This is a genomic window from Blastopirellula sp. SH421 (genome assembly GCF_057808535.1).
On record NZ_CM173712.1, the window covers coordinates 799,645 to 825,655 of the forward strand.

Consider the following 26,011-nt stretch of genomic DNA (forward strand, 5'->3'; position numbering starts at 1 on the left):
AAAGTGAATTTGCGGTACGACTGCCGTTTGTCGTTGCAAGCATCTCCATTCCCTCCGACGAAACAAAGAGGGGGGGGGCTTTGTTTTCTAGCGGGTGCTTATGAGGAGGGTGCAACAGCGGAGCTCTACGCGGTAAACGCACGACCGGCGGAGAACGAGCACATGTGCGAAACGCCCTCTCTATGCCGACGCTGGTCGCGACAAAGCGTAACCCAAACAGCCAAGCGTTTTACGACCGCTTAGTGGCCGAAGGTAAACCCAAAATGGTCGCCCTCGCGGCTTGCATGCGAAAGCTGCTAACTATCCTTAACCGGATGGCTGCCAATTCTCGGGATTAGTGAAAAGTTCGTCGGATGCGATTTCGCGAAATTCGTCAGTATCGAGCGATAGCCTCCACAGACCGAAGATGCTGCGATTCTGGTAGTTTTTTTTGATCTCACGCAGGAAATAGATCGTTTGATTGTCGGGAGCAAAATCAGGCGACTTATTGATAGGGGAGTCATCAATAACAACAACTTCCGCTTCGCCCCCTTCGGATTCAATACAAATCGCAAACTTCCATTCCTCCGTACGATCCGAGATATACGTTAGACACGATCCATCTGGACTAAGTGCTGGGTCCCAGAACCGAATTTCGCCGGATCGATCCCTTTCGCTGGGTTGAGTTTCAAGCAACTGCGACTGGGATCCCGGTTTACAAGAATAAAGTTGGGAATGTAACGCATCATCACGGTAGGCCGTCGCATTAAATACAACTGTTCGGTCAGGGCGTTGAGCGATGGGACCAGCCCAGCGATACTTCTCGTCCGTCAAGCGGCGCAGATTTGAACCGTCTGCGCTCATCACGTATGCATCCCAATGATCCCATGTCGTGCCGCCAAGTGAGTGATTTCTCATCGTATGTCCGCGGGTAAACACGATTTCATCCCCTTGGGGCCCGTAGCGAGGACAGGAATCCGAAACTTCCGTCGTGTCCGTCAGCGCTGCGGTTCTTCGTGATTCAATATCAATGTTAAACAAGTGAAACGATTGGCCGTCATCGTCGGAGCCCATGTAAACAATCGAACTTCCGTCGGGTGAGAAAGACGGCGACATTTCTATGCGAGTCGTCTTCGTTAGTCTAGTAACTTGCTCGGTCGTCAAATCAAGTATGAACAACTCACCATCGGCCGACGAAAAAACAATCGTTCTTCCGTCACTGGCCAAGTCAAAGCTGACGTAGGCATGCTCGACCCGTGAGCCAAAGCATCCCTGAACGACGAAGAGAGCGACAACTGTGAGGTAGGTAATGTATCGTTTCATTGCAGTCGCGTAGGCAGGGTTAGCCGAGAGACGTAACCCAGCAATCATTCCAGAGAACGAATGTAACGTCGCATGCAGACATAATAAGGTTTTCTTGCCGCATATTCCAACAAAGCAGGCTGGGTTACGCCTGTCGGCTAACCCAGCCTGCGTCACTTCACTGACTAGCGCCGAACTACCGGCGGGGTGGCATCCATGAGGAAGCCCCCGTCAAGTCGATAGCGGGATTTTCTAGGGGATCTACCCAAGCATCCATTCGGCATATCCGTTTTTGCGGATCACCATGCGATAAAATTCGGCCGTTCCCATTCACAGACGCGGCGTTGGTTCGCCATGCCACCACGACGGGATGCGGCTGAGATCCCACTATGTCTTGAACAGCCAATTATTTCCGCTAAGCCCTGCCGTCTTCGCCGTCGCATCGTCCTCGCAACGACTGGGACGATGCGATGGCGAAGTCGGTAGGGCGGGCCCTGCTGTCGAGCCCGAGTTGAGTTTACGCTGCGACGCTTTCGTGCCACAACTCTCCGTTTTTTAGCATTGCGTGCATCACCCGCACCAGGCGCAGCAAACAAGCCCGGCAATCTCTCTCGAAGTTGCCGGCTATCAACGACAAGGCGCCGCCAGACTGAAAACAGCAGGCCGCACGGTGTGCAATATTGTCTGGGTATATGTTAACAACATGGTCAGTCTTTTTCGATGGGCAGTCTTTCCAGCACACCCTGACGGAGGCCCAAAGCGGTCTTCTCCAGCGAGCGCAGAACGTTCCTCGCGAACGCGACAAAGAACTTAGGTAAAACGCGTTTACGAGAGTTCTGTTGTTGGGGGTAGAGCTTGAGTATCGCTCCTCCCGTGCGATTTTGAAAACGGAGAGTTTCTGGCGCGAAATCGTCGCCGCGTAAACTTGGCCCAGGCTCGACAGCAATGCTTAGGCGGAATTAATTGGCTGATCAAAACGCAGAGGGATCTTAGCCGCATCCCGTCGTGGCGATATGGTTTCTAAACGCCGCGCCAGTGAAAGGGAGCGGCCGGATATTATCGCATGGCGCCACTGACTCGATAAAAAAACGGGCGAATTGCTTCGCCCGTTCTTTGTTTTCAACATGTATTGCTCTGCTTAGCAACGCATCGGCTAAGGTCGAGCCGTTGCTTCGCCACCGGATTTCGATCCTAGCGCGCCCCACACGCCGTAGGGGCTGGGGCCCGAGGTGACCGAAGCGGCAGTTAGGTTGCCGGTGTCGATAGTTTCGGCGATGAACGAGACCGAACCATCGCAGAACATTCCCAGCACGCCGCCGGGATGGTTGCTGCTCGGTGTCATGATGGTGTTCGAGCCATCGGCGCTTCCATTGGTGCCGTCGATGCAAGAGGGTGCGTTGGGCGGCAGGACCGTCGTGAAGCCGACATTTTCGGTTTGGCCGTCTTGCCACCTCGAGCCAGACCTGCCCTTCAAGGTTGATGCGTCGGTATAGAACGAACCGTTGCCTGTCGCCATGCACTGCGAAGGGGAGCCTGCCAAACCGGTCAAGCCGGTCTGCGTTCCTCGGTTTACTTTGATGCTGCCTGTTTTGCCGCCGATGCCGTAGTTGTTAACCAGCGTTTCGCTCATCGCAATCGTGTTGCTGGTCCCGTCGGTAATGTCGCTAAACGGAACGCCGATGCGATACGCAAACATGCCGCGCAGTGTCGAAACATCTCGATTGTTTGTGATAGTATCCCCCACGCTGAAAACGTAATTGGTTCGCAATGTGGTGGGATTTTCCGTGTTCGCAGAAGGGCACTCCAATGCATCCGGAGCGTTGTTCCAAGCCGCGAAACCACTCCATCCAGATGGTCCCCCCGGCGGAATCGGGGTCGCTGCCGTCGGATCTCCGGCTTGAATCTGTTCGTACATCGCGTTTTGTTCCAGAAATGGAAGCAGGCCAATAAAACCGCTTACACGGTTTTCATTGCCGCCGGTTCCCGTGCCTTGCTTGCGCGGCACGAACGAACCGAATGTATCGTGATAGTTATGCAGCGCCAGACCTAGCTGCTTGAGCTTGTTTGAGCATTGCATGCGGCGCGCTGCTTCGCGCGCTTGTTGCACGGCCGGTAAAAGCAAGGCGATCAAAACGCCAATAATGGCGATCACCACAAGTAATTCGACCAGCGTGAAACCACTAGAACGAGGTTTAGGAAATTTCATAGACAGTTCTCCAAAGCATGGTTGGGATTAAGAAATAGAAATACGCATGCAGAAGTGAATATCTTGAAGCGTGAGATCGCCGATCGCACGGCCAAGAAGTTACTTTTCGAGCTTCAAGGGAATATCGTTATCGCCCGGGGTGACGGTAACCTTCAGCGCGGAAGGCCCTTTTTCGCCAAACTTTTTGGGGATGAGGTAGGTAGGCGTTTCGCTATCGGTGGATGCCCCGTCGTAGTTCGGGTCATCCGTGCTGGGGCCACTGCTTTGGGGAAAGCTCACCTTCTTTACGGTCACCACATAATCGCCGGGGGCGATACCCGTGGCGTTGGCCGATGTCCGCAGTTCATATCGCCCCTCCGCGTTCGATTTCCCAAACGCTCCGTCCTCTACGGTGCCGGCCGGATGAAACGTAATCGTGGCATCCGAGACAATTTCACCATCCAGTGTGACCACTCCATGCGCAGAGGCCCCAAGGGACTTGGCTGAATCCGACGAATTGCAACCGGCGCAATTCATCCCTACTAAACAGGCCAAAACCATGGCCGCAAAGGTTCGCACGATCATAAAGGCGGCATCTTTCTAAGCAGAGTGGGAGATATGGGGGATGTTGCGGAAATACTTATCTTAGGTGGGTGCCTATTGTACTCTATGGGTGGAATGCAAGTCTATTTTATTTTAAAAGCATTATCAATTGGGGTTGTGCAAAAGGCTTTTAACAGCTGGTTTGTGGTACGAAATATTCGCTAATAGCGGAAGATTGCCGTGAAGTGGGGCTTTAAGTCACCTAGTCTTGGGGTGGGCCTCGGTGTTTTACTAGACGTTTACTGACTGAGCTGGGAGCGGTTCTGTCTATCACGGACTTTGAACGCGGCCATCGGATCGGCCTGTCGCGTTTTTTCTGAGTGGAGAGTGGTGGGGACTAATTTCGTTTTGATCTTAGATTGACCATCCGGCTCCATCTGTTTTAGTTGACAGCAAGTGGACGATGGCTGGTCAAGCAACGTCGAATCCCGCGCGAAAGCACTAGGCTGATAACTGCTTAGCAGCATGACGGCATTCAAAAGCTTGCCGAAACGGGGACGAACTTCCCGCTTGCCGATAGAGTGAAGGCAGCATGCAAAACTCTGATCGTCAGCATCCCCCAAGATCTCATGTCCCCATCAACGCAACCGCCGACTTTGCCGGATCAAGAGGAAGAGAACTGGGCGCCTGCTCAGCATGTTGCGCCATTGTTGCCGGAGAGGGCTTCTTCTCGGGTTCGCTTCTCGCTGACTCGGTTGATCATCGCGACGGCCGTGGCGCCGTTGCCGTTGTTGTTGGTGCATCGACGTAATGATGAGTTTGCATGGTGCTTTATTGGGAGCTGTTTCACGCTTTTTGGTACGATTCTTTGGATTCGGGCGGAGGAAATTCCGCGTTTGAATACGACAGCCGTAATTATCCTGGGCGCTTCCACTTTTCTATCCCTCGGTAACGGGGTCGCCATTCCTTTTGCGGCGATTGTATGCGCCCTACCGGCGATGCTGGTCGCTCAATCTTATTTTCCGTCGCCGAGAAAAGAGGGTTACGTACCCGCCAACTGCATTCAAGTACTACAAACGGCGATTTTTCCTTTCGGGGGCTTCGCTCTCGGGGCAGTAGTGCTGGCCAACTTGCATCCTCACAGTAAGCCGCTTTTGAATTCCTGGTGGGAAGTGATCTTGGCGTCGGCGATCTTATTAAGCTTTGTGCTGCTACTGGTGGTAAACGTCTACTGGTCGATCATTGATCGCGGTGAGGATTTGCGAGATCGCCCTGACCTGGGCTATCGCTACGAAATAACCATGGTGTTGATTCCTTTCGCGCTAATGGTCTTCTTCGCTAGGCTGCTGCAGGAGTAAACCTTGAATGGTTTACCAGAACTGACTGAAGACGATACCCCGATTCGATCCAAATTCCGTGTAGCTTGTCTTGAGACAAAATCGATCGCCAATAACTATCAATAAATCAGCCGCCCGTAGCTCCAGCAAGCGACATTGAAACCCACGCGAAAACATCCGGCTCACAGCCGCCTGGCAGCATGGCCGGCCCTTTTAAAAATCTTGCCGAAACGGGGACGAACTTCCCGCTTGCCGATAGAGTGAAGGCAGCATGTAAAACTCTGATCGTCAGCATCCCCCAAGATCTCATGTCCCCATCCACGCAACCGCCGACTTTGCCGGATGAAGAGGAAGAGAACTGGGCGCCTGCTCAGCATGTTGCGCCATTGTTGCCGGAGAGGGCTTCTTCTCGGGTTCGCTTCTCGCTGACTCGGTTGATCATCGCGACGGCCGTGGCGCCGTTGCCGTTGTTGTTGGTGCATCGGCGGTTCGAATACAACACTTGGTGCTGTATTCTGAGTTGCTTCGCCCTGTTTGGGGCGGTGCTGTGGACGCGTGCTAGAGACCTACCACGCTTCAACTTGGCGGTCGTGTTGATGATCGGGGCCGCGGGGCTCTTTACCCCGGCTTATGCTCCTGGGCTGTTGCCGGTATTGGCGGCGCTGTTTGCACTTCCGGCAATCTATGCCGCGAGATTGATTTATCCGCCGCCTGAGAAGGATGCCCTTTGTGAGACAGGCTGCGATCACGTGTTGCAAGTCGGGATCCTGCCGTACGCCATTTTGAACATGATCACGTTGAGTTTGATTCGCGAGCTGTTCGAGCTCGGAGATCTTTTCAACGCCGCAGCCGGCTATGCTGCGCTGGTTGTCTTGGCCCTGTTGTTTGTGCTGAATATCTACTGGGCCGGAACCGATCCGCGAAAGACTCTCGATGAGCGCCCCGATCTGGGCTACGCCTACGAAGCGACCATGATCTTGCTGCCGTTTGCGATGTTAATTGTCTGTCTGCGATTGGCGCGGCCGGATCTGTTTGGGGGCTGAATTTTCTGCAGGGACGGCAAGTCCCCTTCCTTTCTGCTTTTGCTAAGCAGAGTTGCAGGGGGAAGGCTTTGAGTGCAGTTGGATTTGAACCACGGATCTCACCGGGTTTGCGATCGCATGGCGCTGGCATCTTGTTGCTGACGCAACCCAACCAGTTCTGTACGAACTGGATGGGCCACCCGGTTGGTGTGGTGTGGTTTTGTTCCGCTTTCCGCTTTCCCGTTTCCGCTTTGCTTTAGCCGCATTCGCGGCAGTGCCCTTTGAGCAGGACTTCGGTGATGTTGCTATAGCTCTTTTTGTTGGAGGCTTTCAGCTTGATGTCGACATCGTCCAGGCAAGAGACTTTGCCGCAGGTGACGCACATGAAGTGGGGGTGTTCGGTTCCTTCGTCATGCGTTTCGCCGCGGCGGAACTCGAAGCGCCAAGTATGGTCGCCGACGTCGAAGCGGGAGAGGAGGCCGGCTTCGGAGAGTTCGACCAGACTGCGATAGATGGTTGATTTGTCGTAACCATGCGAGTCAAGTTCGTCGGCGACTTCGGCGTGCGACAGCGGCGTCGTGGCGGCCGATAGATATTGCAGCACGCTCAAGCGGCAGGATGTTCCGCGGAGGCCTGCTCCGCGGACCAGTTCGCGAGCTTCGCTCATGGTGATTTCGGTGATCTTGGCCACGATTGCCGTCCTTCTAAATACTGCTCAGTGAATAATCGTTGTAAATTTGCTTATTGCTTGATCGCAGCAGTCGCAAGCTGTTGGCGATCACCAGCAGCGAGACGCCGGTGTCGGCGATGATCGCTAGCCATAGATTGGTCATGCCGCCGATCGCCAGCAGAACAAAGATCGCTTTGACGGCGAGTGCGAACCCAATGTTGAATTGAATCATTCGCAACGTCCGCCGCGAGAGACTGACCAGCCAGGGGAGCTTGTTGATCTCGTCGGACATCAGCGCGACGTCGGCTGTTTCGATCGCGGCGTCAGCTCCGATGGCCCCCATTGCGATGCCGACATCTGCCGCCGCCAGCGCTGGTCCATCATTGATGCCATCGCCGATCATCGCGATCACGCCGTCGCCGCGGAGTTGGCGGACCGCGGCGATCTTATCTTGCGGCAGTTGTTCGCCGCGCCAGCTGTCGACGCCCACCTCAGCGGCGACCTGTTCAACCGCCGCTTTGTTGTCACCGGAGATGACCGCGATATTTTTGAAACCGAGTTGGTGCAGTTGGGCGATCACGTCGGCGGCGCCGGGGCGAACTTGATCGCCGAGCACAATCAGGCCCAGCAATTGATGTTGTCGCCCCACGACGACCAGTGAGCCAATTTTGGCGGCGTCTGCAGCCGTTTGGAGTTGTGCTTGGTCGCAGAGTCGTTCTCGCGCCAGCGCTGGGCTGCCAACCCAAGCTGGCGAACCATCGACGACTCCGCTCGCGCCGCGGCCTGCGGTCTCGACAAAGTCGCCAGGTTCCACCAGCGTCAGGCCGCGCTCATGAGCCGCTTGGACGATGGCCAGCGCCAGCGGATGCGTACTGTGTTGTTCGAGCGACGCGGCGATTCGCAGCACTTCGTTTTCGTCATTGCCGTTGTGAGCGGCGATTTGGGTGACCGCAGGGGCGCCGGTGGTGATGGTGCCGGTTTTGTCTAGCGCCAATACATTGACGCGGGCGAGGGTTTCTAGGGCGAGTCCTCCTTTGATCAGCACGCCGTTGCGAGCCGCGGCGGTCAAGCCGCAGACGATGCTGACCGGTGTCGCGATCACCAGAGCACAAGGACACGCGATCACCAGCAAGACCAGCCCGTTGTAGAACCACTCGGTCGCGAGCGTCCAAGTCAGTTCAAACATGAGCCCCAAGACCAGCGTCGGCAAGATCATTACCGCCGCGGCCAGCAGCATCATCGCCGGCGTGTAGTAGGCCGAGAATTTTTCGACCCATTGTTCGCTGGGGGCACGCTGCTTGTGGGCGTCTTCAATCATCCGCGCGATTCGGTCCAGCATCGTATCGCCGGCGGCGTGCGTCACTTTAAACTGAAACGAAGTGCCGCCGTTGATCGTGCCGGCGTAGACCTGGTCGCCGAGGTTCTTTTCGACCGGGATCGACTCGCCGGTGACCGGGGCTTGATTGATTGCAGGGTTGCCAGAAGTGATCACACCGTCGAGCGGCGCGCGTTCGCCCGGCTTGACCAGGCAGATGGCGCCGACTTTGATTTCGGCCAGCGGCTTATCTTTCCAGTCATCGCTGCAACAGCGAACATGCGCGAGCGGCGGCGTTTGGGTCATGAGGTCAGCGATCGAACGCCGTGCGCGAGCGACGCTCCATTGTTCGAGCAGCAGTGACGTTGAGAACAAAAACGCGACCATCGCCGCTTCAAAAAAGTCACCCAGCAAACAGGCTCCCAAGATGGCGACGCACATCAAGACGTTCATGTCTGCGCGCAAGTGGCGCACCGACATCAGCGCTTTGGGGGCGACGTACCAGGCGCCGCTGATTGTGCCGAATAGATACATCGCAGCGGCAATGTAGGAGGTGACCGAATGCTTCGCTGCTGCTGGGAATAGTTCGCCTGAGAATGCCGCCAACAAACTGCCGGCGGTGATCGCATGCAAGACGAAGCCGGCGGCGATGAAAATCGCGGCGACTGCCGTGGCGATTTCTTTTCCACGCGTCAGGCTCGCTTGTTGCGCTTCGCTTTGACCTCCTTGGCGAAACGGCTTGGCTGTCATCCCCAGATGGCTGACGGCGTCGACCAGCTGATCGTAGGTCAAGCGATTGTCGTCATAGGCGACGTCCATACGCCCGCTAAGGACGTCAAAGTCCAGTTGCTGAATCCCGGCGATCGGCTCTAGGCCGACGCGGAGTTGGCGAACTTCTTCTGCGCAGTCGAGTTCAGGGACGTGCAGGCTGACCCGTTTGAGCGTGATGTCCGCGATTTGCTGCGTACTCATGCGGATTCCTCGGCGTGGGCCAACGCGTTGATCACCAAAGCGGCGATATGATCATCATCTAACTGATAGTAGACGTGCTTCCCTTCGCGGCGAGCACGCACGATCCGTTCTTGCTTGAGTAGTTTCAAACGCTGCGAAACGGCCGGCAAACTGTCATTCACCAGTTCGGCCAATTGCGAAACGCACATTTCGCGATGAATTAATAATGTGGCTAGATGGAGCCGAGCTGGGTCGCCCAATGCATGAAAGAGGGCCGCCGCGCTGATGCGGGCGCCTTCGTCCTGGGCCAAGGCCGGGGAGTCTGCGGCGATATTTTCGTGGGGGAGGGTTGCCATAAGACGCCATAATTCAACAATTCATGAACTGTTTAAGTGAATTATGGATGGAAATCGGTTCAGGTCAAACCCGGCAACGAACGATTCGCACGTTGCGTACGTTTTGATAAGCTGAGGGTTTGCCTGCGCTGCAAGCGTTTACGACGAAACGAGAGGATATCCGATGTTACGGAAGTTGTTGCAGACTCTGAGTTTGTGGAGCGTGCTAGTAACGCTGACGGCGATCAGCGGCCCGTTGTTGGCCCTGGCCGACGATGCGGAAGCCCCGATTGCTCCCCTGACGGCCGCCGAAAAAGCAGCGGCAGAGAAACCGGCGGAGGGGAAGCCAGCAGAGGAGAAACCGCCGGTCGCAACCGAAAAGCCGGCAGCCGAAATGAAGCCGGCAGCCGAAATGAAGCCGGCGGCCGAAATGAAGCCAGCCGCCGAGCAACCGGAGGAAACCAAGGAAGCGAAGCCGGTTCCGATGCCAGGCGAAGAGACTGCAGCGTTTGTCAAGAAGTTTGGCGAGTGGAAGTCGCTGCTGGCCAAGCTGCGCGGCTTGCAGGAAGAGTATCGACTGGCGGACGAAAGTGAGTTGGTTGCGATTCATAAGCAGTATGACGATGCCCTGGATCAGGGCGAACAGCTGATGGGCGAGATCAAGCAAGCTGCCGTCGCCTCTTTTAAGGAGGCGCCTGGCGCAAATAACGACGCGATCAACTTTATGATCTTGAGCCTTCAGGATGACCAGAAGAAAGACAAGAACAATCAAGCGTACAAAATTGGGCGTTTGCTGATCGATAATGGGATCCAGAATAGCACGATCTATTCGCTGACGATGCGTGCTGCTTTTGGCGCTGATCGGTTTGATGAAACGCTCGAAGTACTGGAAAAAGCCGCGGAATACAAGCAAACGTCGGGCGACAAAGAGTTTCAGCCAAGTGAAGAAGCGCTCGGCGAAGCGCAAGCTTCGACGGTCTATCGCGACTACTGGAAGACCGAGCAAGAGATTCGCGCCAAAGAGGCCGCTGCGGACGATCTGCCGCGTGTTCGCTTGACGACCGAAAAAGGAGAGATCGTCATTGAGCTGTTCGAGAACGAAGCGCCGCAAGCCGTCGCCAACTTCATCTCGCTGGTGAAGCAGAACTTTTATGATGGATTAACGTTCCACCGCGTGCTGGAGAACTTTATGGCCCAAGGGGGAGATCCTAAGGGGGATGGATCAGGCGGCCCCGGCTACACGATCTTTTGCGAATGCTACAAGCCAAACTTTCGGCGACACTTTAGCGGCACGCTGAGCATGGCGCACGCCGGTCGAGACACCGGAGGCTCGCAGTTTTTCATCACGTTTCGCCCTACGCCGGGGCTCGACGGCAAGCATACGGCTTTCGGTCGGGTGATCGAAGGGATGGACGTTTTGACCGAGATTCAGCGTCGGGATCCCGAGGATCTGAACGCGCCGGCACCTGACAAGATCATCAAGGCCGAAGTGATACGCGATCGAGGACACGACTATCAGCCGACTAAGGTGCAATAAGTTTCCCTTCTTTTTTGCTAGCATGACGATTTGTGGCCGTAGCAGGGCTCCTGTTACGGCCTTTTTTTGCAATAACCGGGCATTTTTTGCATTTCGGGAGTAGATCGTTGGGGTCGAGATCCCTCCTGTCGGGTATTTTTTTGCATCTTTTCGGCATGTAGTAAAGGGAAAGCGACCATTTCTTGGTCTGTCCTAAAGCATTGTGCACGTACAAGTTGCGATCGATGCGTGCGCAATGTGGCACTAATGTTGCCGAAAATGTTAGTTAGCACGCTTGACGCTCCTTCGCGCCCCGAATAGGTTCGTATGTCTGTTTTTAATTCTGCGTCCATCACAGTATTTGTTTTAAAAATACTGGTTGTCATATCCGTCCCGGTCGAAACATTGCCATGCACGTCAAATCGCTCAAAGTGTTTTGCGATGTGGTTGGGCAGCGCAGTTTCTCGAGGGCGGCAGATGAGAACGGCATTTCGCAGTCAGGGGCCAGCCAGGTTGTTCATCAATTAGAAGAACGCTTGGGGGTGAAGTTGATCGACCGCTCGAAGCGGCCGTTGGTGCCAACCCCAGAAGGCGAACTGTACTATCACGGTTGCCGCCAAATTGTGCGGCGGTACTATGCGTTAGAAGAAGATATTCGCACTTTCCATGAGGAAGTGGGGGGCCGCGTCGCGGTGGCTTCGATTTACTCGGTCGGCCTCAGTCACATGAATGACTGCGTGCAAGAGTTTTTGTCGAAGCACCCCAAAGCAAACGTCCGGTTGCAATATCAGCATCCGCAAACGGTCGTCCGGATGGTTGCTTCGGATCAGGTTGACTTTGGTCTGGTCAGTTACCCCCGGAATACCAAAACGATCAAAGCGGTCGCTTGGCGTGAAGAACCGATGGCGCTAGTTTGCTCTCCTCAGCACGAACTGGCGGCGCGTTCTTCGGTCTGGCTCGATGAGCTGGATGGGCTCGATTTTGTCGGCTTCGATTCTGAATTGCAGATTCGTCGTGAAATGGATCGGGTTTTGTCCGCGCACGGCGCCGAAGCACATGTGGTGATGGAGTTCGATAACATCGAAACCATCAAACGGGCAATTGAGATCAATGCCGGTATCAGTTTGTTGCCAACGTCGACGGTCGTCCGTGAAGTACAGTCAGGTACGCTTGTCTGCATCGAGCTGGAAGGTCGTCCGCTTGTGCGTCCGCTTGGCATAATCACGCGTCAAGGAAAAGAGTTGGGCAAAACTGCCCGACGCTTTATTCAACTGCTGCATGATAAAGCGGAACTAAGCGAAGCGGCGAAGGCGGCGCTGGTCGCTACCGAAACGGCGCCCCTCTTCGCCGAATCGGAAGAGTATTCCGCCGCGGAAGTCTCCGCTGCGGAAAGCGATGTCGAGCATGGAGTCTCGAGTCGCGCGTAAGTTGCCGAGCGGGATGGACTCGGTCTGCGAATCTTTCGCGGTCGGGGTCTCTACCGGCGCGGCGCTACTGCCAGGGATGGCGCACCAACCAAAACACGAAGTAGATTGAGTTTTCAAACGAAGGTTGTAGGCATGGCTTTTGCGAGTGATTCGCCGCGTCAGCAAGGTCGCACTGAGCGACCAGGCAAACAAGGCTTGTATGACCCCGCTTTCGAGCACGAGAACTGCGGTGTAGGTTTTGTCGCCCATATCAAAGGCGAACGCTCGCACCAAATGGTTCTCGACGCCGAAACGATTCTCATCAATATGGACCATCGCGGTGCGTGCGGCTGTGAGCCGAACACCGGCGACGGCGCCGGTATGATGACTGCGTTGCCGCATGAGTTTCTGACCAAGGTCGCCAAAAGCGATCTCGGCGCCGTCTTGCCGGCGGCTGGTCAGTACGCGGCCGGCGTCGTTTTCTTGCCGCAAGATGACGCATCGCGCGCCTTCTGCAAATCGGCGGTAGAGAAGTACATCACCGAAGCTGGCCAGAAACTGGTCGGCTGGCGCGGCGTGCCGACCGACTCGAAGAAGGCCGACATCGGTCCCACCGCGCTGGCCTGCGAACCCTGCATGGAGATGCTGATCATCGCCGCCGGCGATGATGTGGCCGATCAGGAAGACTTCGAGCGGCGCGTTTACACCATTCGTAAGCGGGCGAGCCAACTGCGGGCCAATGACAACTTGCCGCAAGCCAAGATGTTTTACATCTGCAGCTTGTCGACCAAAGTGATCATCTATAAGGGGATGCTCACCCCGGCTCAGTTGGTGCCGTATTATCCCGACTTGTCGGACGAAGATTTCACCACGCACTTGGCGATGGTTCACTCGCGGTTCAGCACCAACACGTTCCCTTCGTGGGATCGCGCTCAACCGTGTCGCTTTATGTCGCACAACGGCGAAATCAACACGTTACGCGGCAACAAAAACTGGATGGCCGCTCGTCAGGGTGTTGTCGCCAGCGAAATTTTTGGCGCCGACGTCGATCAATTGTTCCCGGTGATTGAACCTGACTGTTCTGACTCGGGCTCGTTTGACAACGTGCTAGAGTTCCTGCAGATGTCGGGCCGCTCGCTGCAAGAGTCGGTCATGATGATGGTGCCGGAAGCGTGGCAAAAACATGAGACGATGTCCGAAGAGAAGCGCGCCTTCTACGAATACCATAGCTGCCTGATGGAGCCGTGGGATGGACCGGCGTCGATCGTCTTTACCGACGGACACTACATCGGCGCCGTGTTGGACCGCAACGGTCTGCGCCCCAGCCGCTATTATCTGACGCACGATGACCGCGTCATCATGGCCAGCGAAGTCGGCGTGTTGCCGGTTGATCCGGCGATCGTCAAAGAGAAGGGACGTCTGCAACCGGGACGCATGTTCCTGATCGACTTTGAAGAAGGTCGCTTGATTCCGGACGAAGAGTTGAAAGACTCCTTCGCGAAACAGCGTCCTTACGCCAAATGGTTGCGTGAGCAACGGATCGAATTGTCAGAGCTCAGCCCAAGCAGCGAGCCGCATGGCTTTGAGCCTGAGACATTGCTCGAACGGATGCAGGCGTTTGGCTACACCAGCGAAACGATGCAGTTTATGCTGTTGCCGATGATCCATCAAAAACGTGATCCCGTCGGTTCGATGGGTAACGACTCGGCGCTGGCTTGTTTAAGCGACAAGCCGCGGATGCTGTACGACTACTTCAAGCAGCTGTTCGCTCAGGTCACCAACCCGGCGGTTGACTCGATCCGCGAAGAAGTGGTGATGTCGCTAGAGTGCTATATCGGTCCCGAAGGGAATCTGCTGGAAACGACGGCGGAGCACGCCCATCGGTTGCTGATTCCGCATCCGATTTTGACCAACGAAGAACTGGCGGCCCTCAAGCATATCGACACGCGTGGTTGGAAGTCGAAGACGATCGACATCACCTTCCCGCTGGCCGAAGGCAAAGCAGGCCTGACCGCGGCGCTCGATCGCATTTGCGATGAGGCCGAAGAAGCGATTGACGAAGGCTTTTCGTTGATTGTCTTGTCGGATCGCGCCATTGCAGCCGATCGCGTTCCGGTTAGCACGCTGTTAGCTTGCGGAGCGGCGCACCATCGTTTGGTCGAAACGGCCAAACGAACTCGGATCGGCATTGTGCTGGAAACAGGCGAAGCACGCGAAGTGCATCACTTCTGCCTGCTGGTTGGTTACGGCGCCGATGCGATCAATCCTTACTTGGGATTTGAATCCCTTTGGCAAGCTCGCCAAGACGGACTATGCGACGAAGAGTTCGCCGAAGACGATCAGATTGTCTCCGCCTACCGCAAAGCGGTTGCTAAGGGGATTCTCAAAGTCATGGGCAAGATGGGGATCTCGACGCTCCAGTCCTACAAGGGCGCCCAGATCTTTGAAGCGCTAGGTCTGCAAACCGAAGTGATCGATCGTTGCTTCGCCGGCACCGCTAGCCGCGTGCAAGGAGTCGACTTTGGCGTGTTGGCGGAAGAACATATCCGTCGTCATCGTTTGGGCTATCCCGAACGAAGCGAAAACCGCCTGCCGGTATTGCCCAACCAGGGCGAATTCCATTGGCGAGCCGAAGGAGAGCATCATGCTTGGAGTCCTCAGGCGATCGCCAGCATTCAAGTTGCCGCGCGTACCAATAGCCGCGACAGCTATAAAGAATTCGCACGTACGATCAACGAGGATTCACGTAATCGCTGTGCATTCCGGGGGCTGCTGAAGTTCCTGGATAACACGCCGCCGGTTCCGCTGGACGAAGTCGAATCGGCGGCCGAGATTGTCAAACGCTTCTGCACCGGTGCGATGAGCTTTGGCTCGATCTCGGCCGAATCGCACGAGTCGTTGGCGATCGCGATGAACCGTTTGGGCGGTAAGAGTAACACCGGCGAAGGGGGCGAAGATACCGCTCGCTATACTCCGATGCCCAATGGCGATTCGAAGCGTTCGGCGATCAAGCAGATCGCGTCGGGACGATTTGGTGTCACCATCAACTACCTGACCAATGCCGATGAATTGCAGATCAAAATCTCGCAAGGCGCCAAGCCAGGCGAAGGTGGCGAGCTGCCAGGCAAGAAGGTGGACGAAAACATCGCCCGCATCCGGCACTCGACGCCGGGCGTCGGTCTGATCAGTCCTCCGCCGCATCACGACATTTATTCAATTGAAGACTTGTCGCAATTGATTCACGACCTGAAGAACGCCAACCCTTCGGCCCGCATCAGCGTCAAGCTGGTCTCTGAAGTCGGCGTCGGGACGGTCGCAGCCGGCGTTGCGAAAGCGAAAGCGGATCACATTTTGATCTCGGGCGATACCGGCGGTACCGGCGCCTCGCCGTTGACCAGCATCAAGCATGCCGGTCTGCCGTGGGAGTTGGGGATCGCCGAAGCGCACCAGACGCTCGTAATGAACGACCTACGCAGCCGCGTAATATTGCAAACCGACGGTGGTTTGAAGACCGGCCGCGATGTGGTGATCGCTGCAATCCTGGGGGCCGAAGAATTCGGTTTCGCCACAGCGCCGCTGATCACGCTCGGCTGCATCATGATGCGGAAGTGTCACCTCAACACGTGTCCTGTTGGGATCGCCACGCAAGATCCGGAGCTGCGCAAGAAGTTTAGCGGCAAGCCAGAGCATGTCGTGAACTACCTGTTTATGGTCGCCGAGGATGCGCGCGAAGTGATGGCTAGCCTAGGCGTCCGGACGCTCAACGAACTGATCGGCCGCGTCGATTTGTTGGAAACTGACGCTGCGATCCAGCACTGGAAGAGTGACGGCATTGATTTGACGCCGCTGCTGACGCCGCCTGCTAAAGCGCACGACAAAGTCGGCATCTTCAACACCATGAAGCAAGATCACGGGCTGCAATTTGCGCTCGATAACGAGCTGATCGCCAAAGCGATGCCGTCGATCGAGTCGCGTCAGCCGATCCGCTTCAGCTCGAAGATTATCAATATCAATCGTACGGTTGGCGCCACGCTCAGCCATGAGATCGCCAAACGCTATGGCGAACATGGTCTGCCGGATGATTCCATTCATATCGATTTCACCGGTTCGGCCGGGCAAAGCTTCGGGGCATTTTTGTCTCGCGGCGTGACGCTCGAGCTGGAAGGGGACGCGAACGACTATGTCGGTAAGGGTCTCTCTGGCGGCCGCATCGTCATTTATCCTCCGAAGGTTAGTTCCTTCCAAGCGAATCAGAATATGATCGTCGGTAACGTCTGCTTGTACGGCGCCACCGCGGGTCAGGCCTTCTTCAACGGACGCGCCGCCGAGCGGTTCTGCGTGCGTAACAGCGGCGCCCAAGCCGTGGTCGAAGGGGTCGGCGATCATGGTTGCGAATACATGACCGGCGGACGTTTGATTGTGCTGGGCAATACCGGTCGCAACTTTGCAGCCGGCATGTCAGGCGGCATCGCCTACATCTGGGATGTTGAAGAAAAGCTACTGAAGAATTGCAACCTTGGCATGGTGGAGCTGGAACGGCTCGAAAACCAGAATGACATGACCGAAGTGCGTACGCTCATTCAGTTGCACCAACGCTACACAGGCTCGCTCATCGCTGAGCAGATCCTAAGCGACTGGGATAACATGATCGATCGCTTCGTGAAAGTGATGCCGATTGACTACAAACGGGTGCTCATGGAACGCATGCAGCATGAAGAAGAAGAAGACGTCCAACTGAGCGGAGCGGAAAGCCATGGGTAAGCCCACCGGATTTATGGAATACAAACGCGAAGTGGTCCCGTATCGGGATCCGTTGCTTCGCGTTCACGATTACGATGAATTTCATGTTCATGTTGACGAGCAATTCCTGAAGACTCAGGGCGCACGCTGCATGGATTGCGGAGTGCCGTTTTGCCAAAGCGCAACCGGTTGCCCTGTTGATAATTTGATCCCAGAGTGGAACGACTTGGTCTACAAAGGACGATGGCGAGAAGCGCTCGATCGTCTGCATAAGACCAACAACTTCCCTGAGTTCACTGGTCGCGTTTGCCCGGCGCCGTGCGAAAACGCTTGCGTGCTCGGCATTACCAATCCGCCGGTAGCGATCAAAAATATCGAAGCGGCGATCATTGATCGCGGCTGGGAAGAAGGGTGGATTACCCCGAAACCACCGACCAAGCGAACCGGCAAAAAGGTCGCTGTGATCGGATCAGGCCCAGCCGGAATGGCCGCCGCTGATCAGTTGAACAAAGCGGGCCATTTGGTCACCGTCTACGAACGTGACGATCGAATCGGCGGGCTCCTCATGTACGGAATTCCGAACATGAAGCTCGAAAAAGAACGCGTCGTCGAGCGGCGCGTCAACTTGATGCGGGCCGAAGGGATCGAGTTTGTGACCAACGCCCATATCGGCGTTAACGTCACGATGGAAGATCTACGCAAAGAGAACGATGCGATTGTCTTGGCGGTTGGCGCCACCAAGCCGCGTGATCTACCGATCCCGGGGCGCGATCTCAACGGCGTCTATTTTGCAATGCAGTTTTTGAAAGCAAATACCAAGAGCCTGCTCGACTCAGAATTGAAAGATGGCAATTACATCTCGGCCAAAGGCAAAGATGTGATCGTCATCGGCGGTGGTGACACCGGCACCGACTGTCTCGGCACGTCGATTCGGCATGGTTGCAAGAGCGTCGTCAATTTTGAGCTGTTGCCGCAACCGCCGGCCGAACGAGCGCCGGACAATCCTTGGCCGCAATGGGCGCGGATCTTCCGCGTTGACTACGGTCACCAGGAAGCGGAAGCGAAGTTCGGGCAAGACCCACGCACCTACTGCGTGCTCAGCAAAGAGTTTCTCAGTGACGGCAAGGGAAACCTGACCGGCATCCGCACGGTCAATGTCGAATGGAAAAACGACAACGGTCGTTGGAACATGCAGGAAGTCGCCGGCAGCGAGAAGGAATGGAAAGCCGACCTGATTTTGCTGGCGATGGGCTTTTTAGGTCCAGAAGAAACGCTGGTCGAAAAGCTGGGCATGGAAACCGACCAGCGGTCCAATTTCAAAGCCGAGTACGGCCGGTTCGCAACCAACATTGACGGCGTCTTCGCCGCCGGCGACTGCCGCCGCGGACAAAGCCTGATCGTCTGGGCGATCAACGAAGGTCGCGGCGCCGCCCGCGAATGTGATCGCTACTTGATGGGGAAGACGGAACTTCCGTAACAAAGCATGGTGACCGACTCGCGCACGGGTCGGAAGCCGGCAATAGCCAAACGGCTACGGTGCGCTACGCTTGCCTTGATTGGCAATGAAAAAGGGAAGCTCTACTAAGGGCTTCCCTTTTTGCTGCGCGGGTGGTTGCCGACGTAGCGCCTATTGCGATTCGCCTGGCCGATTTTGAAGCGACTTTTTCAGCGGAGCAACGTTCCCCGCTACATGTTGATCAAGCCACTGCGTGAAGGTGGGATCGTCAAGAATCTTTTGCCGTTTTGCTTCCAGGTCGGCGGCAGGATGGACCGCCACGTTTCGCCAGAACTGCTCATCCCGCTGAGCGATATCGAGCGTCCATGGCGCCGCCAGCAAATAGCAGATCGTGGCGACGAGCGCCAGTTCGGCCCCCCGTTTGCCTAGCGTTCGCAAGATCGCTGAGAACATCTCACGCAGCGTCCAGGGTACTGCGGCTGACGTCTTGATTGCTAGTTTCGTCCAGGCGACCGCCGCAAGTAAAATCGCCCAAGACACGATGGTTAGCGCTGGTCCGCCATAGCTTAGCCACTGCACGAGGGCTTCGTTCCAATCGCCGAACCGCTCGAGTAATTGCAACCAATAGTCCAAGAGCGGATGCTGGTCAGGCGTTGCCCAATACGATGCCCAATTCACCCAAGCGTCCATGTTGACGGTCGCTGGAATGATAAACCGCAGCGCGAGCCCGATACCGAACAGCAAGAGCAGAAACTGGATCCGCGTCAAAGGAGCGCCATGCCGACGAATGTACAGGATGGATACGAAGACGGTAGCCAACGTCGGAACGATGAACAGCAAGACGCTCATGGTGCGGGAGAGGACCACTTGATCGATGATGTACGCAGTTCCCATCCCGTAGACTGCAAAGAGGGCCGCGGCGGCCAACACGAAACAGAGGAGCGATACGATTGGTCCAGCCAGCGGAGTCGTCTCCGACAGTTTTCGGCTCGCGAAGTATCCGCCGAGTGCGATCAGAAGCAGCGGCGGAATCAACATGGCGAAGGCGTCGACGGCTAGGCGGCGACGCATGGCAGGCAGTTGGTGGCCCGGGGCCGACGGCTGCCGGTTGTTCGGGAGTTGGAGTTGGAGATGGAGATGGAGCGAATTGCGGCGCAACTCCGCTTCGTAGAACTGCAGCAACTCCTCTTGTTCGTCAGGCGAAAAGGGGCTGGGACTTCCTGTCGCAATATTCAGCATGCGAAAGATCGCAATTTCTAATTGCGTAGGTGGCGCCGCCAGATCGACCAATGCGACCGGCGTTTCCTCCCACTGCTCGCGCAGCCGCATATCGCGCCGCAGATTTGCCAGCGAGGCTTCGGCATTTTTCCGCAACTGCGATTGCTGTTCGGCAGGCGTGAGCGATATGCCTGGTGACGCGAGTGGATCCAACAGCGGATACTTCGGCAAATCATGCCGGTCGAACAGGCCTCGGAAGATGAAGTGGATTCGTTTTCTGATCGGGTCGTGCGCCAACGCTCGTTGTCGATCGGATGGGGAAAGAGTCGTCTGATCCAAGAACGCGATTTTCGCTTCGCCCAATCGAGGGCCTGTCGTCTTCAGCGGGAGCTGTAGGCCTTGTTCGAACTCTCGCATTCCCTGATCGTACGATTGTTGATCGACAATCTTAGGCACGCCGCTGATCGTCCAGTCTTCGAATCCGTGATCCCAAGCAAGGATCGCCGCGATGTCATGATAGAGCGCATTGCCCGGATCATGCTGGGCGCATTGATCCAATACCGACTGCCAGTCCTGCATCTGGGCCAGCGGCGGATCGTCTGTGGACCAATACGATCCAGGGCGAATCAGCATCAGCGCCTGCAAGCGTCGCCACTCCGCGTTTTCTGGTTCTAGCGCTACCGCTTGTTGGATCAGCTTCCAGCGTCGCTGGTAACAGAGCATCTCGAATTGGTCCCTCATTTCCCGCACCGGGCCGTGGAAACGAACGCGATAGGGCTGCCAGAAATCCTCCCCCTGCGTGTCCAGAACCATCGCGGCGCCAATCGCCAATTGGGCGTCGGTCGGATTTTCCCGGACGATTCGATCAATCTCCGTCAACCAATAATTGGCCTGATCAATCGGCATGCGGGATGCGATTGGGGTTTCACGCTGCACCAGCCAATCCAGGGTCGCCGGTCGCCACTGTTGCTGCAAGCTATACCAGGCGGTTGGCGTGACGCTTGCGATCCAAACCAGGCGAACCGCCAGCACTGCGGCCAAGCTAAGCCCGCCGATCCAGAAGCAGCGCGCGAGACGGTTCATAAGCGGGCCAACGAAGAGGAGAAGAGAAACGACTAGCGTCGCTCATTCTACAAGCCAGAGGAAAATACCTCCAGCGTTTGGTTGATTGCCCCCGCTCGCGAAGTGTGCCTGCTATTGGGGCGTCGACTGAGCCGCTTGCAGCTTTTTCTCCAGAGCGATGGCCGCGGTCTTGCGTTTGGCGTCGCTGGGCGCGGTCATGACTGCTTTGTAATCTTTTTCGATCGAGCTAGCCAATTCTGGCGAGGAAGCCTGCAACGCCTCCATCGAGAATTTTAGTCCTTCCAATCCGCTCCCTCCTTCGCCTGACTGAGCGACCAGCGCGACGCGATCAGCAAACGCTTTGAGCGAAGGATCTGGCGGAGCGATCGCTTGGGGACCGCAGCCCCAGGTCGTCGTGAGAACAACAATCAACGTGATGCGGGTGATCCACATGGGAATTCCTCAACTAGCAGGTGCATGATAAAGATGATCCGTAAAAAAAACGTCGGACCGCTCAGCAGCGGCCGACGCTCTTGAAAGTTGGAATTTGCTTCTAACTTAATCCAGACTGATGACGTTGCCGTCATTGCGACCGCCGAGATATTGCCAGGTTTGAGCGTTGATCGTATCGGAAAAAAAGCGAACCGACGCGTCGGCCAGCAAGCCTTCGACGCCGCCGGGATGTCGGCTGCGAGCGGTCCACACGCCGACGTTGTCGCCTGACCAGCAACCGCTACATGCGGCGCAGTTGGGGGTTTTCGAGTTGGGCGTATAGATCGTATTGAAGACGGTTTGACCGCCGGTTCCTTGTCCCCAATGAAGCTCTTCTTTGGTGGAAGAGCGACGATGAATGGAGCCTGAGGTTGAAGACGGATTGACCAGCGCGGTGCAGGAAGTCGACAATGTTTGCAACTGGGCGAGGGTCGGATACGAGGGGTTCACGCTCGAGCCAAAGGTGGCGGGGCCCCAGGTTTCGGCCAACAGAGAAGCGCCGCTGTCGTTGCCGGCGGCGATTTGCTCACTTACGGCGATGGTATTGCTTGTGCCGTCGGTAATATCGGCCATGCGAACGTCTTTGCGATAATTGAAGACGCCAACTTGGTGCGCTTCCGTCACCGCAGCGACATTCCCCCAGAACAGGCTCGGCCCGGCGCTGACGGCATAACTATTGCCGCCGCCATTGAGGTCGGTTGGGCCTTGATCGGAAGGGCATCGAAACGCTTCGATTCGGTTTCTTAGCAACGCTGCATTGGTGATGCCTGCTCCGCCGCCGTTTGCGGTCAACGAAAAGTCAATCTCGTCGTAGATCGCAGTTTGCTCAAAAAACGGCAGCATGCAAGCATGTGCGCTCCAGCCCCAATACGAATTGGTTCCCGAGGCGGTAGTGTTAAAGTTCGCTCGCGGAAACGATTTGTGGGTGTCGTGGTAGTTGTGCATCGCCAAGCCGAATTGCTTCAGGTTGTTGGCGCATTGCATCCGTCGAGCCGCTTCGCGAGCTTGTTGGACTGCTGGCAACAGAAGTGCGATTAACACGCCGATGATCGCAATCACAACCAAAAGCTCGACCAGCGTAAAACCGCGGCGTCGAGCAGAGAAAACATAGGAGCGCATGGGGCCTCAGCTCTGGTAAGAGTAAATATACGTAGAGGGCGAATGCTGAATTTTAAGTTCAGGCAATACGCGTGCTTGGTGGGGTTTGGGTGGGATGGCCTGACAAAAAAGCCATAAAAAAGGTGTACGTTGTATTCTATCTGACTTGCAGGGATTGGTAGATGCCAATACAGAAATTGTCAGCAAAAATGGCCAGAAACGAGGGGCGAACACCCCATAGAGCTATTGGCTGATGCTGCTGTGTAGTCAGTCGAGGGGTGTTTGCCTGTCGTCGAGGACTTCTGTTTTTGAACTTCCATTATTGAAATGCATATTGTTAGGTTTTTCGCTGACCATTTGTGCCCCCCCAAATTCAGAAGCTCCCAGTATCGAGCCCCCTTGGAGGAAGTAGTGATCAACCGCGATAGCGCAAAAAAAGGACGCCTGGGGGAAGAAGGCGTCCTTTCGCGGAGGATTGACTTGGGGGCCTCGGCTTACGCTTCGGCCAGGTTGGTTTCGATAAAATTCTTGGCGTAGCTTTCGTATCCGACGCCAATTTGTTTGGCCATCGAGCCGGGGAAATCATGAAATTCCCCCTTCTTCAAAGCGTCGATGATCCCTTCGCTGACCAGTGTCGGTGGTTCGGCCATATCGCCAAAGCCGGCGGAGTTGGCCATGTCGGTATCGATCGGGCCGGGATGAACGCTCACGACGGCAGTCCCTTGGGCGCCTAGCTCTTCTCGCAGTCCCTGGGTAATCGAGTAGGCAGCCGCCTTTGAAGCGGCGTAAGTTGCCGAACTGCCGAATGTCTTCATCGAGACGACGGAGTTTAGCTGCACAAATGCGCCGCCTCCATTCTGTTTTAGGACCGGGGCGAAGGCTTGAGCGATATGCATCAAGCCAAAGACATTCACGTTCAGTTCAAACTGGAGAGACTCGATCGCTTGCGGTGAAAGCGGAGACTTGCCGTCGTAAACGCCAGCGTTATTGATGACCAGTTCGACATCGCTAGCAGTTTGGGCCGCGGCGGTGATGGTGGCCGGCTTCTGCAAGTCAACTTCGACCGGAACGACGCGATCACCATATTGGGCGACCAACGAATCGGCGGACTTCAAATCGCGAACCGCGGCGTAGACCTTTTTGGCGCCATGCGAGAGCAACGATTCAACGATCGCTTTGCCAATTCCCCGGTTGGCGCCGGTAACCAAAGCAACTTTGCCGTTTACATCGAAACTCATTGGACTGTTCCTGGAAGGAAAAGGAAAACGCGAGCGCGTCAAACATGTTTTGTTGAATTGTCCGTCTGTCTGCTACCTACGATGCCGACGACTCGGCCGGGATTCGCGCTGGCGGAAAAAACTTTTCGTATCAACTATCGGCTGTTTGCCCGTATGCCTAGGGAGGCGGCCCGCCTGTTGGCCGCTACTTGTGGCGGAGTCGGCAATCCGCATAATCGGAGGCTGACTCTGACACGAAATTTTGCACGTCTTCTGAGGTATCGGTCATGCTCGACCTGTTCGACAAAATCGAAGAAGCGGTCGCCGCGATCCGCAAGAAATGGGACAAAGTCCCGACCGCCGGCATCATTCTGGGAACCGGTTTGGGCGGATTGGTCGAGGAAATCGAAGTCGAAGCCTCACTCGAGTACGAAGAAATACCCCACTTTCCTTCTTCGACGGCGGTTAGCCATCGCGGTCGACTTGTCTGCGGCACGTTGAATGGACTGCCGGTGGTCGCGATGGAGGGTCGCTTCCACATGTACGAAGGGTACTCGCTGAAGCAGATCACGCTGCCGGTTCGTGTGATGAAGGCGCTCGGCGCTGGGTTGCTGGTTTGCTCCAACGCTTCCGGTGGAATGAATCCGTATTTTCACTGTGGCGACATCATGGTGATCGAGGATCAAATCAATCTGCTGGGAGATAACCCGCTGATTGGGATCAACGACGATCGCCTGGGGCCCCGTTTTCCCGACATGTGCGAACCGTACGATCTTTCGCTGGTCGACATGACGCTAGAAATCGCTCGGCAGGAAAATATCATCGCGCACAAGGGAGTCTTTGTCGCGGTCGCCGGCCCCAACTTAGAAACGCGGGCCGAGTATCGCTTCCTCCGCCAGATCGGCGCCGATGCAGTCGGCATGTCGACCGTGCCGGAAGTGATTGTCGCAGTGCATTGCGGGATGAAAGTAGTCGCGATGTCGATCATTACCGACATGTGCTTGCCTGACGCTTTGAAGCCGGCCAACGTCGCCGAGATTATCGCGACCGCCAACGAAGCCCAGCCGCGACTGTGTACGCTGGTCAAGGGTGTATTGGCTCGCGTGCAAGCCGAAGGTTAACGTTTGCTTAAAACTTGGAAGTCGCCATCAGGCTCAACACTAGCCCGCAGCGCCAGCGAGGGAATGCGGATCGCCACTACAATCCTTGTTGGAGTCACCAACCGCATTCCCTCGCTGGCGCTGCGGGCTAGTGTCTAGCTGGTTCGATGGGCGCAATTTCACATTTTGTGCGACAGCATTTCGTGCTAAGGAAGAGGCCGGGATTTGTTTCGACTGTCTGCTGAAGTAGAGGAAATTGCCGCCGCGGTCCGCCGCCGTTGGAATCGTCGTCCCAAAGCGGGCGTGATTCTGGGCACCGGCTTGGGAAGTCTGACCGAAGGGATCGATGTTGAAGCGTCAATCGACTACGACGACCTGCCGTACTTTCCCAAAACAACCGCACTGAGCCATGCAGGGCGATTGATCGGCGGCAAGTTGGCTGGCGTTGACGTCCTGGTGATGGAAGGGCGCTTTCATCTTTACGAGGGCTACTCGCTCGATCAGATCACCTTGCCGGTGCGCGTGATGAAGGCGCTGGGCGCCAAACTGTTGGTCGTTAGCAATGCCTCAGGTGGGATGAATCCTTACTATGAGTCAGGCGACATCATGCTGATTGAAGATCACATCAACATGATGTGGCGCAGTCCCCTGCAAGGGCATGCGGGCGAAGCGAAGCAGGCTGAGCGGTTTCCGGATATGTCGTCTCCCTACGATCGTTGCTTGCTGAACCGCGCAGCCGAGATCGCGCGTCGTGAAGAGATTCGCGTGCATCAAGGGGTCTACGTTGCGATGAGCGGACCAAACTACGAAACGCGGGCCGAGTATCGCTTTCTGCGCAGCATCGGCGGCGACGTGGTTGGCATGTCGACTGTGCCTGAGGTGATTGTCGCGCGGCAATGCGGCTTAAAGGTCTTGGCGCTGTCGACGGTGACGAATGTCTGCCTGCCGGACGATCTGGGACGCGTCGGCAAATATGATGTGGTCAATGCCGCCAAAGGGGCCGAGCCAAAGTTGCGGCGGATCGTGCGTGAAGTGATCCGCGAAGCGTGATCCGCAAGATCTGTTAG

Annotated in this window: 18 protein-coding genes; 8 read left to right on the forward strand and 10 right to left on the reverse strand. The window is 56.1% G+C overall.

The genetic code is table 11. The features are described 5' to 3' along the window. Positions 1 to 306: 306 nt before the first annotated feature. The 3 genes from SH421x_RS03205 to SH421x_RS03215 all read right to left on the reverse strand — a co-directional run bounded on the left by SH421x_RS03205 (position 307) and on the right by SH421x_RS03215 (position 4,051). Positions 307 to 1,302 (reverse strand): TolB family protein, encoded by a 996-nt coding sequence (locus SH421x_RS03205; RefSeq protein ID WP_488853947.1) that lies wholly within the window; start codon positions 1,300 to 1,302, stop codon positions 307 to 309. Between the two features lie 1,132 nt (positions 1,303 to 2,434). After that, positions 2,435 to 3,487: a DUF1559 family PulG-like putative transporter gene (locus SH421x_RS03210; RefSeq protein WP_488853948.1), complete on the reverse strand. Its 1,053-nt coding sequence runs from the start codon at positions 3,485 to 3,487 to the stop codon at positions 2,435 to 2,437. A gap of 99 nt (positions 3,488 to 3,586) precedes the next feature. Further along, the gene (locus SH421x_RS03215) at positions 3,587 to 4,051 is read right to left on the reverse strand and encodes a peptidase associated/transthyretin-like domain-containing protein (RefSeq protein ID WP_488853949.1); all 465 of its coding nucleotides are present in this window, start codon (positions 4,049 to 4,051) and stop codon (positions 3,587 to 3,589) included. A gap of 587 nt (positions 4,052 to 4,638) precedes the next feature. Between SH421x_RS03215 and SH421x_RS03220 the strand changes: the two genes are divergently transcribed. Both SH421x_RS03220 and SH421x_RS03225 read left to right on the forward strand, forming a co-directional pair. Further along, entirely contained in the window at positions 4,639 to 5,367 is a 729-nt protein-coding gene (locus SH421x_RS03220; RefSeq protein ID WP_488853950.1) for a hypothetical protein, read from the forward strand. Between the two features lie 287 nt (positions 5,368 to 5,654). Beyond that, positions 5,655 to 6,389 carry a hypothetical protein gene (locus SH421x_RS03225; protein WP_488853951.1) on the forward strand — a complete coding sequence of 245 codons (735 nt, stop codon included), beginning with the start codon at positions 5,655 to 5,657 and terminating at the stop codon, positions 6,387 to 6,389. Between the two features lie 235 nt (positions 6,390 to 6,624). On the opposite strand, the gene SH421x_RS03230 is transcribed toward SH421x_RS03225, so the two are convergent. The 3 genes from SH421x_RS03230 to SH421x_RS03240 are packed head-to-tail and all read right to left on the reverse strand — an operon-like array spanning position 6,625 to position 9,660. Further along, positions 6,625 to 7,059 carry a Fur family transcriptional regulator gene (locus SH421x_RS03230; RefSeq protein ID WP_488853952.1) on the reverse strand — a complete coding sequence of 145 codons (435 nt, stop codon included), beginning with the start codon at positions 7,057 to 7,059 and terminating at the stop codon, positions 6,625 to 6,627. A gap of 13 nt (positions 7,060 to 7,072) precedes the next feature. Continuing rightward, entirely contained in the window at positions 7,073 to 9,325 is a 2,253-nt protein-coding gene (locus SH421x_RS03235; protein WP_488853953.1) for a heavy metal translocating P-type ATPase, read from the reverse strand. Next, positions 9,322 to 9,660: an ArsR/SmtB family transcription factor gene (locus SH421x_RS03240; RefSeq protein ID WP_488853954.1), complete on the reverse strand. Its 339-nt coding sequence runs from the start codon at positions 9,658 to 9,660 to the stop codon at positions 9,322 to 9,324. Before SH421x_RS03240 ends, SH421x_RS03235 begins: the two co-directional genes overlap by 4 nt. Before the next feature lie 163 nt (positions 9,661 to 9,823). Here SH421x_RS03240 and SH421x_RS03245 point away from each other — a divergent pair, with 163 nt between their 5' ends. From SH421x_RS03245 to SH421x_RS03260, 4 genes are all read left to right on the forward strand, one after another. Then, positions 9,824 to 11,176, forward strand: coding sequence for a peptidylprolyl isomerase (locus tag SH421x_RS03245; protein WP_488853955.1), 1,353 nt, complete (start codon positions 9,824 to 9,826; stop codon positions 11,174 to 11,176). Positions 11,177 to 11,565: 389 nt separating this feature from the next. Beyond that, positions 11,566 to 12,582: a LysR family transcriptional regulator gene (locus SH421x_RS03250; RefSeq protein ID WP_488853956.1), complete on the forward strand. Its 1,017-nt coding sequence runs from the start codon at positions 11,566 to 11,568 to the stop codon at positions 12,580 to 12,582. Positions 12,583 to 12,714: 132 nt separating this feature from the next. Next, on the forward strand, positions 12,715 to 17,322 hold the full coding sequence (gene gltB, locus SH421x_RS03255; protein WP_488853957.1) for a glutamate synthase large subunit: 4,608 nt from the start codon (positions 12,715 to 12,717) through the stop codon (positions 17,320 to 17,322). Then, a complete protein-coding gene (locus SH421x_RS03260) occupies positions 17,315 to 18,778 on the forward strand; it encodes a glutamate synthase subunit beta (protein WP_488853958.1) in 1,464 nt (487 codons plus the stop codon). The genes gltB and SH421x_RS03260 overlap by 8 nt, the downstream gene beginning before the upstream one ends. A gap of 150 nt (positions 18,779 to 18,928) precedes the next feature. Here the strand turns inward: SH421x_RS03260 and SH421x_RS03265 are convergent, their stop codons facing one another. From SH421x_RS03265 to SH421x_RS03280, 4 genes are all read right to left on the reverse strand, one after another. Next, positions 18,929 to 21,058, reverse strand: coding sequence for a hypothetical protein (locus tag SH421x_RS03265; RefSeq protein WP_488853959.1), 2,130 nt, complete (start codon positions 21,056 to 21,058; stop codon positions 18,929 to 18,931). A 111-nt stretch (positions 21,059 to 21,169) separates the two neighbouring features. After that, positions 21,170 to 21,490 (reverse strand): hypothetical protein, encoded by a 321-nt coding sequence (locus SH421x_RS03270; RefSeq protein WP_488853960.1) that lies wholly within the window; start codon positions 21,488 to 21,490, stop codon positions 21,170 to 21,172. Positions 21,491 to 21,595: 105 nt separating this feature from the next. Next, positions 21,596 to 22,648, reverse strand: coding sequence for a DUF1559 family PulG-like putative transporter (locus SH421x_RS03275; protein WP_488853961.1), 1,053 nt, complete (start codon positions 22,646 to 22,648; stop codon positions 21,596 to 21,598). Positions 22,649 to 23,121: 473 nt separating this feature from the next. Continuing rightward, entirely contained in the window at positions 23,122 to 23,865 is a 744-nt protein-coding gene (locus SH421x_RS03280) for an SDR family oxidoreductase (RefSeq protein WP_488853962.1), read from the reverse strand. Positions 23,866 to 24,131: 266 nt separating this feature from the next. On the opposite strand from SH421x_RS03280, the gene SH421x_RS03285 reads away from it, so the two are divergent. Both SH421x_RS03285 and SH421x_RS03290 read left to right on the forward strand, forming a co-directional pair. After that, positions 24,132 to 24,965 (forward strand): purine-nucleoside phosphorylase, encoded by an 834-nt coding sequence (locus SH421x_RS03285; protein ID WP_488853963.1) that lies wholly within the window; start codon positions 24,132 to 24,134, stop codon positions 24,963 to 24,965. 204 nt (positions 24,966 to 25,169) lie between these two features. Further along, positions 25,170 to 25,994, forward strand: coding sequence for a purine-nucleoside phosphorylase (locus tag SH421x_RS03290; protein WP_488853964.1), 825 nt, complete (start codon positions 25,170 to 25,172; stop codon positions 25,992 to 25,994). The last annotated feature ends 17 nt before the right edge of the window (positions 25,995 to 26,011 follow it).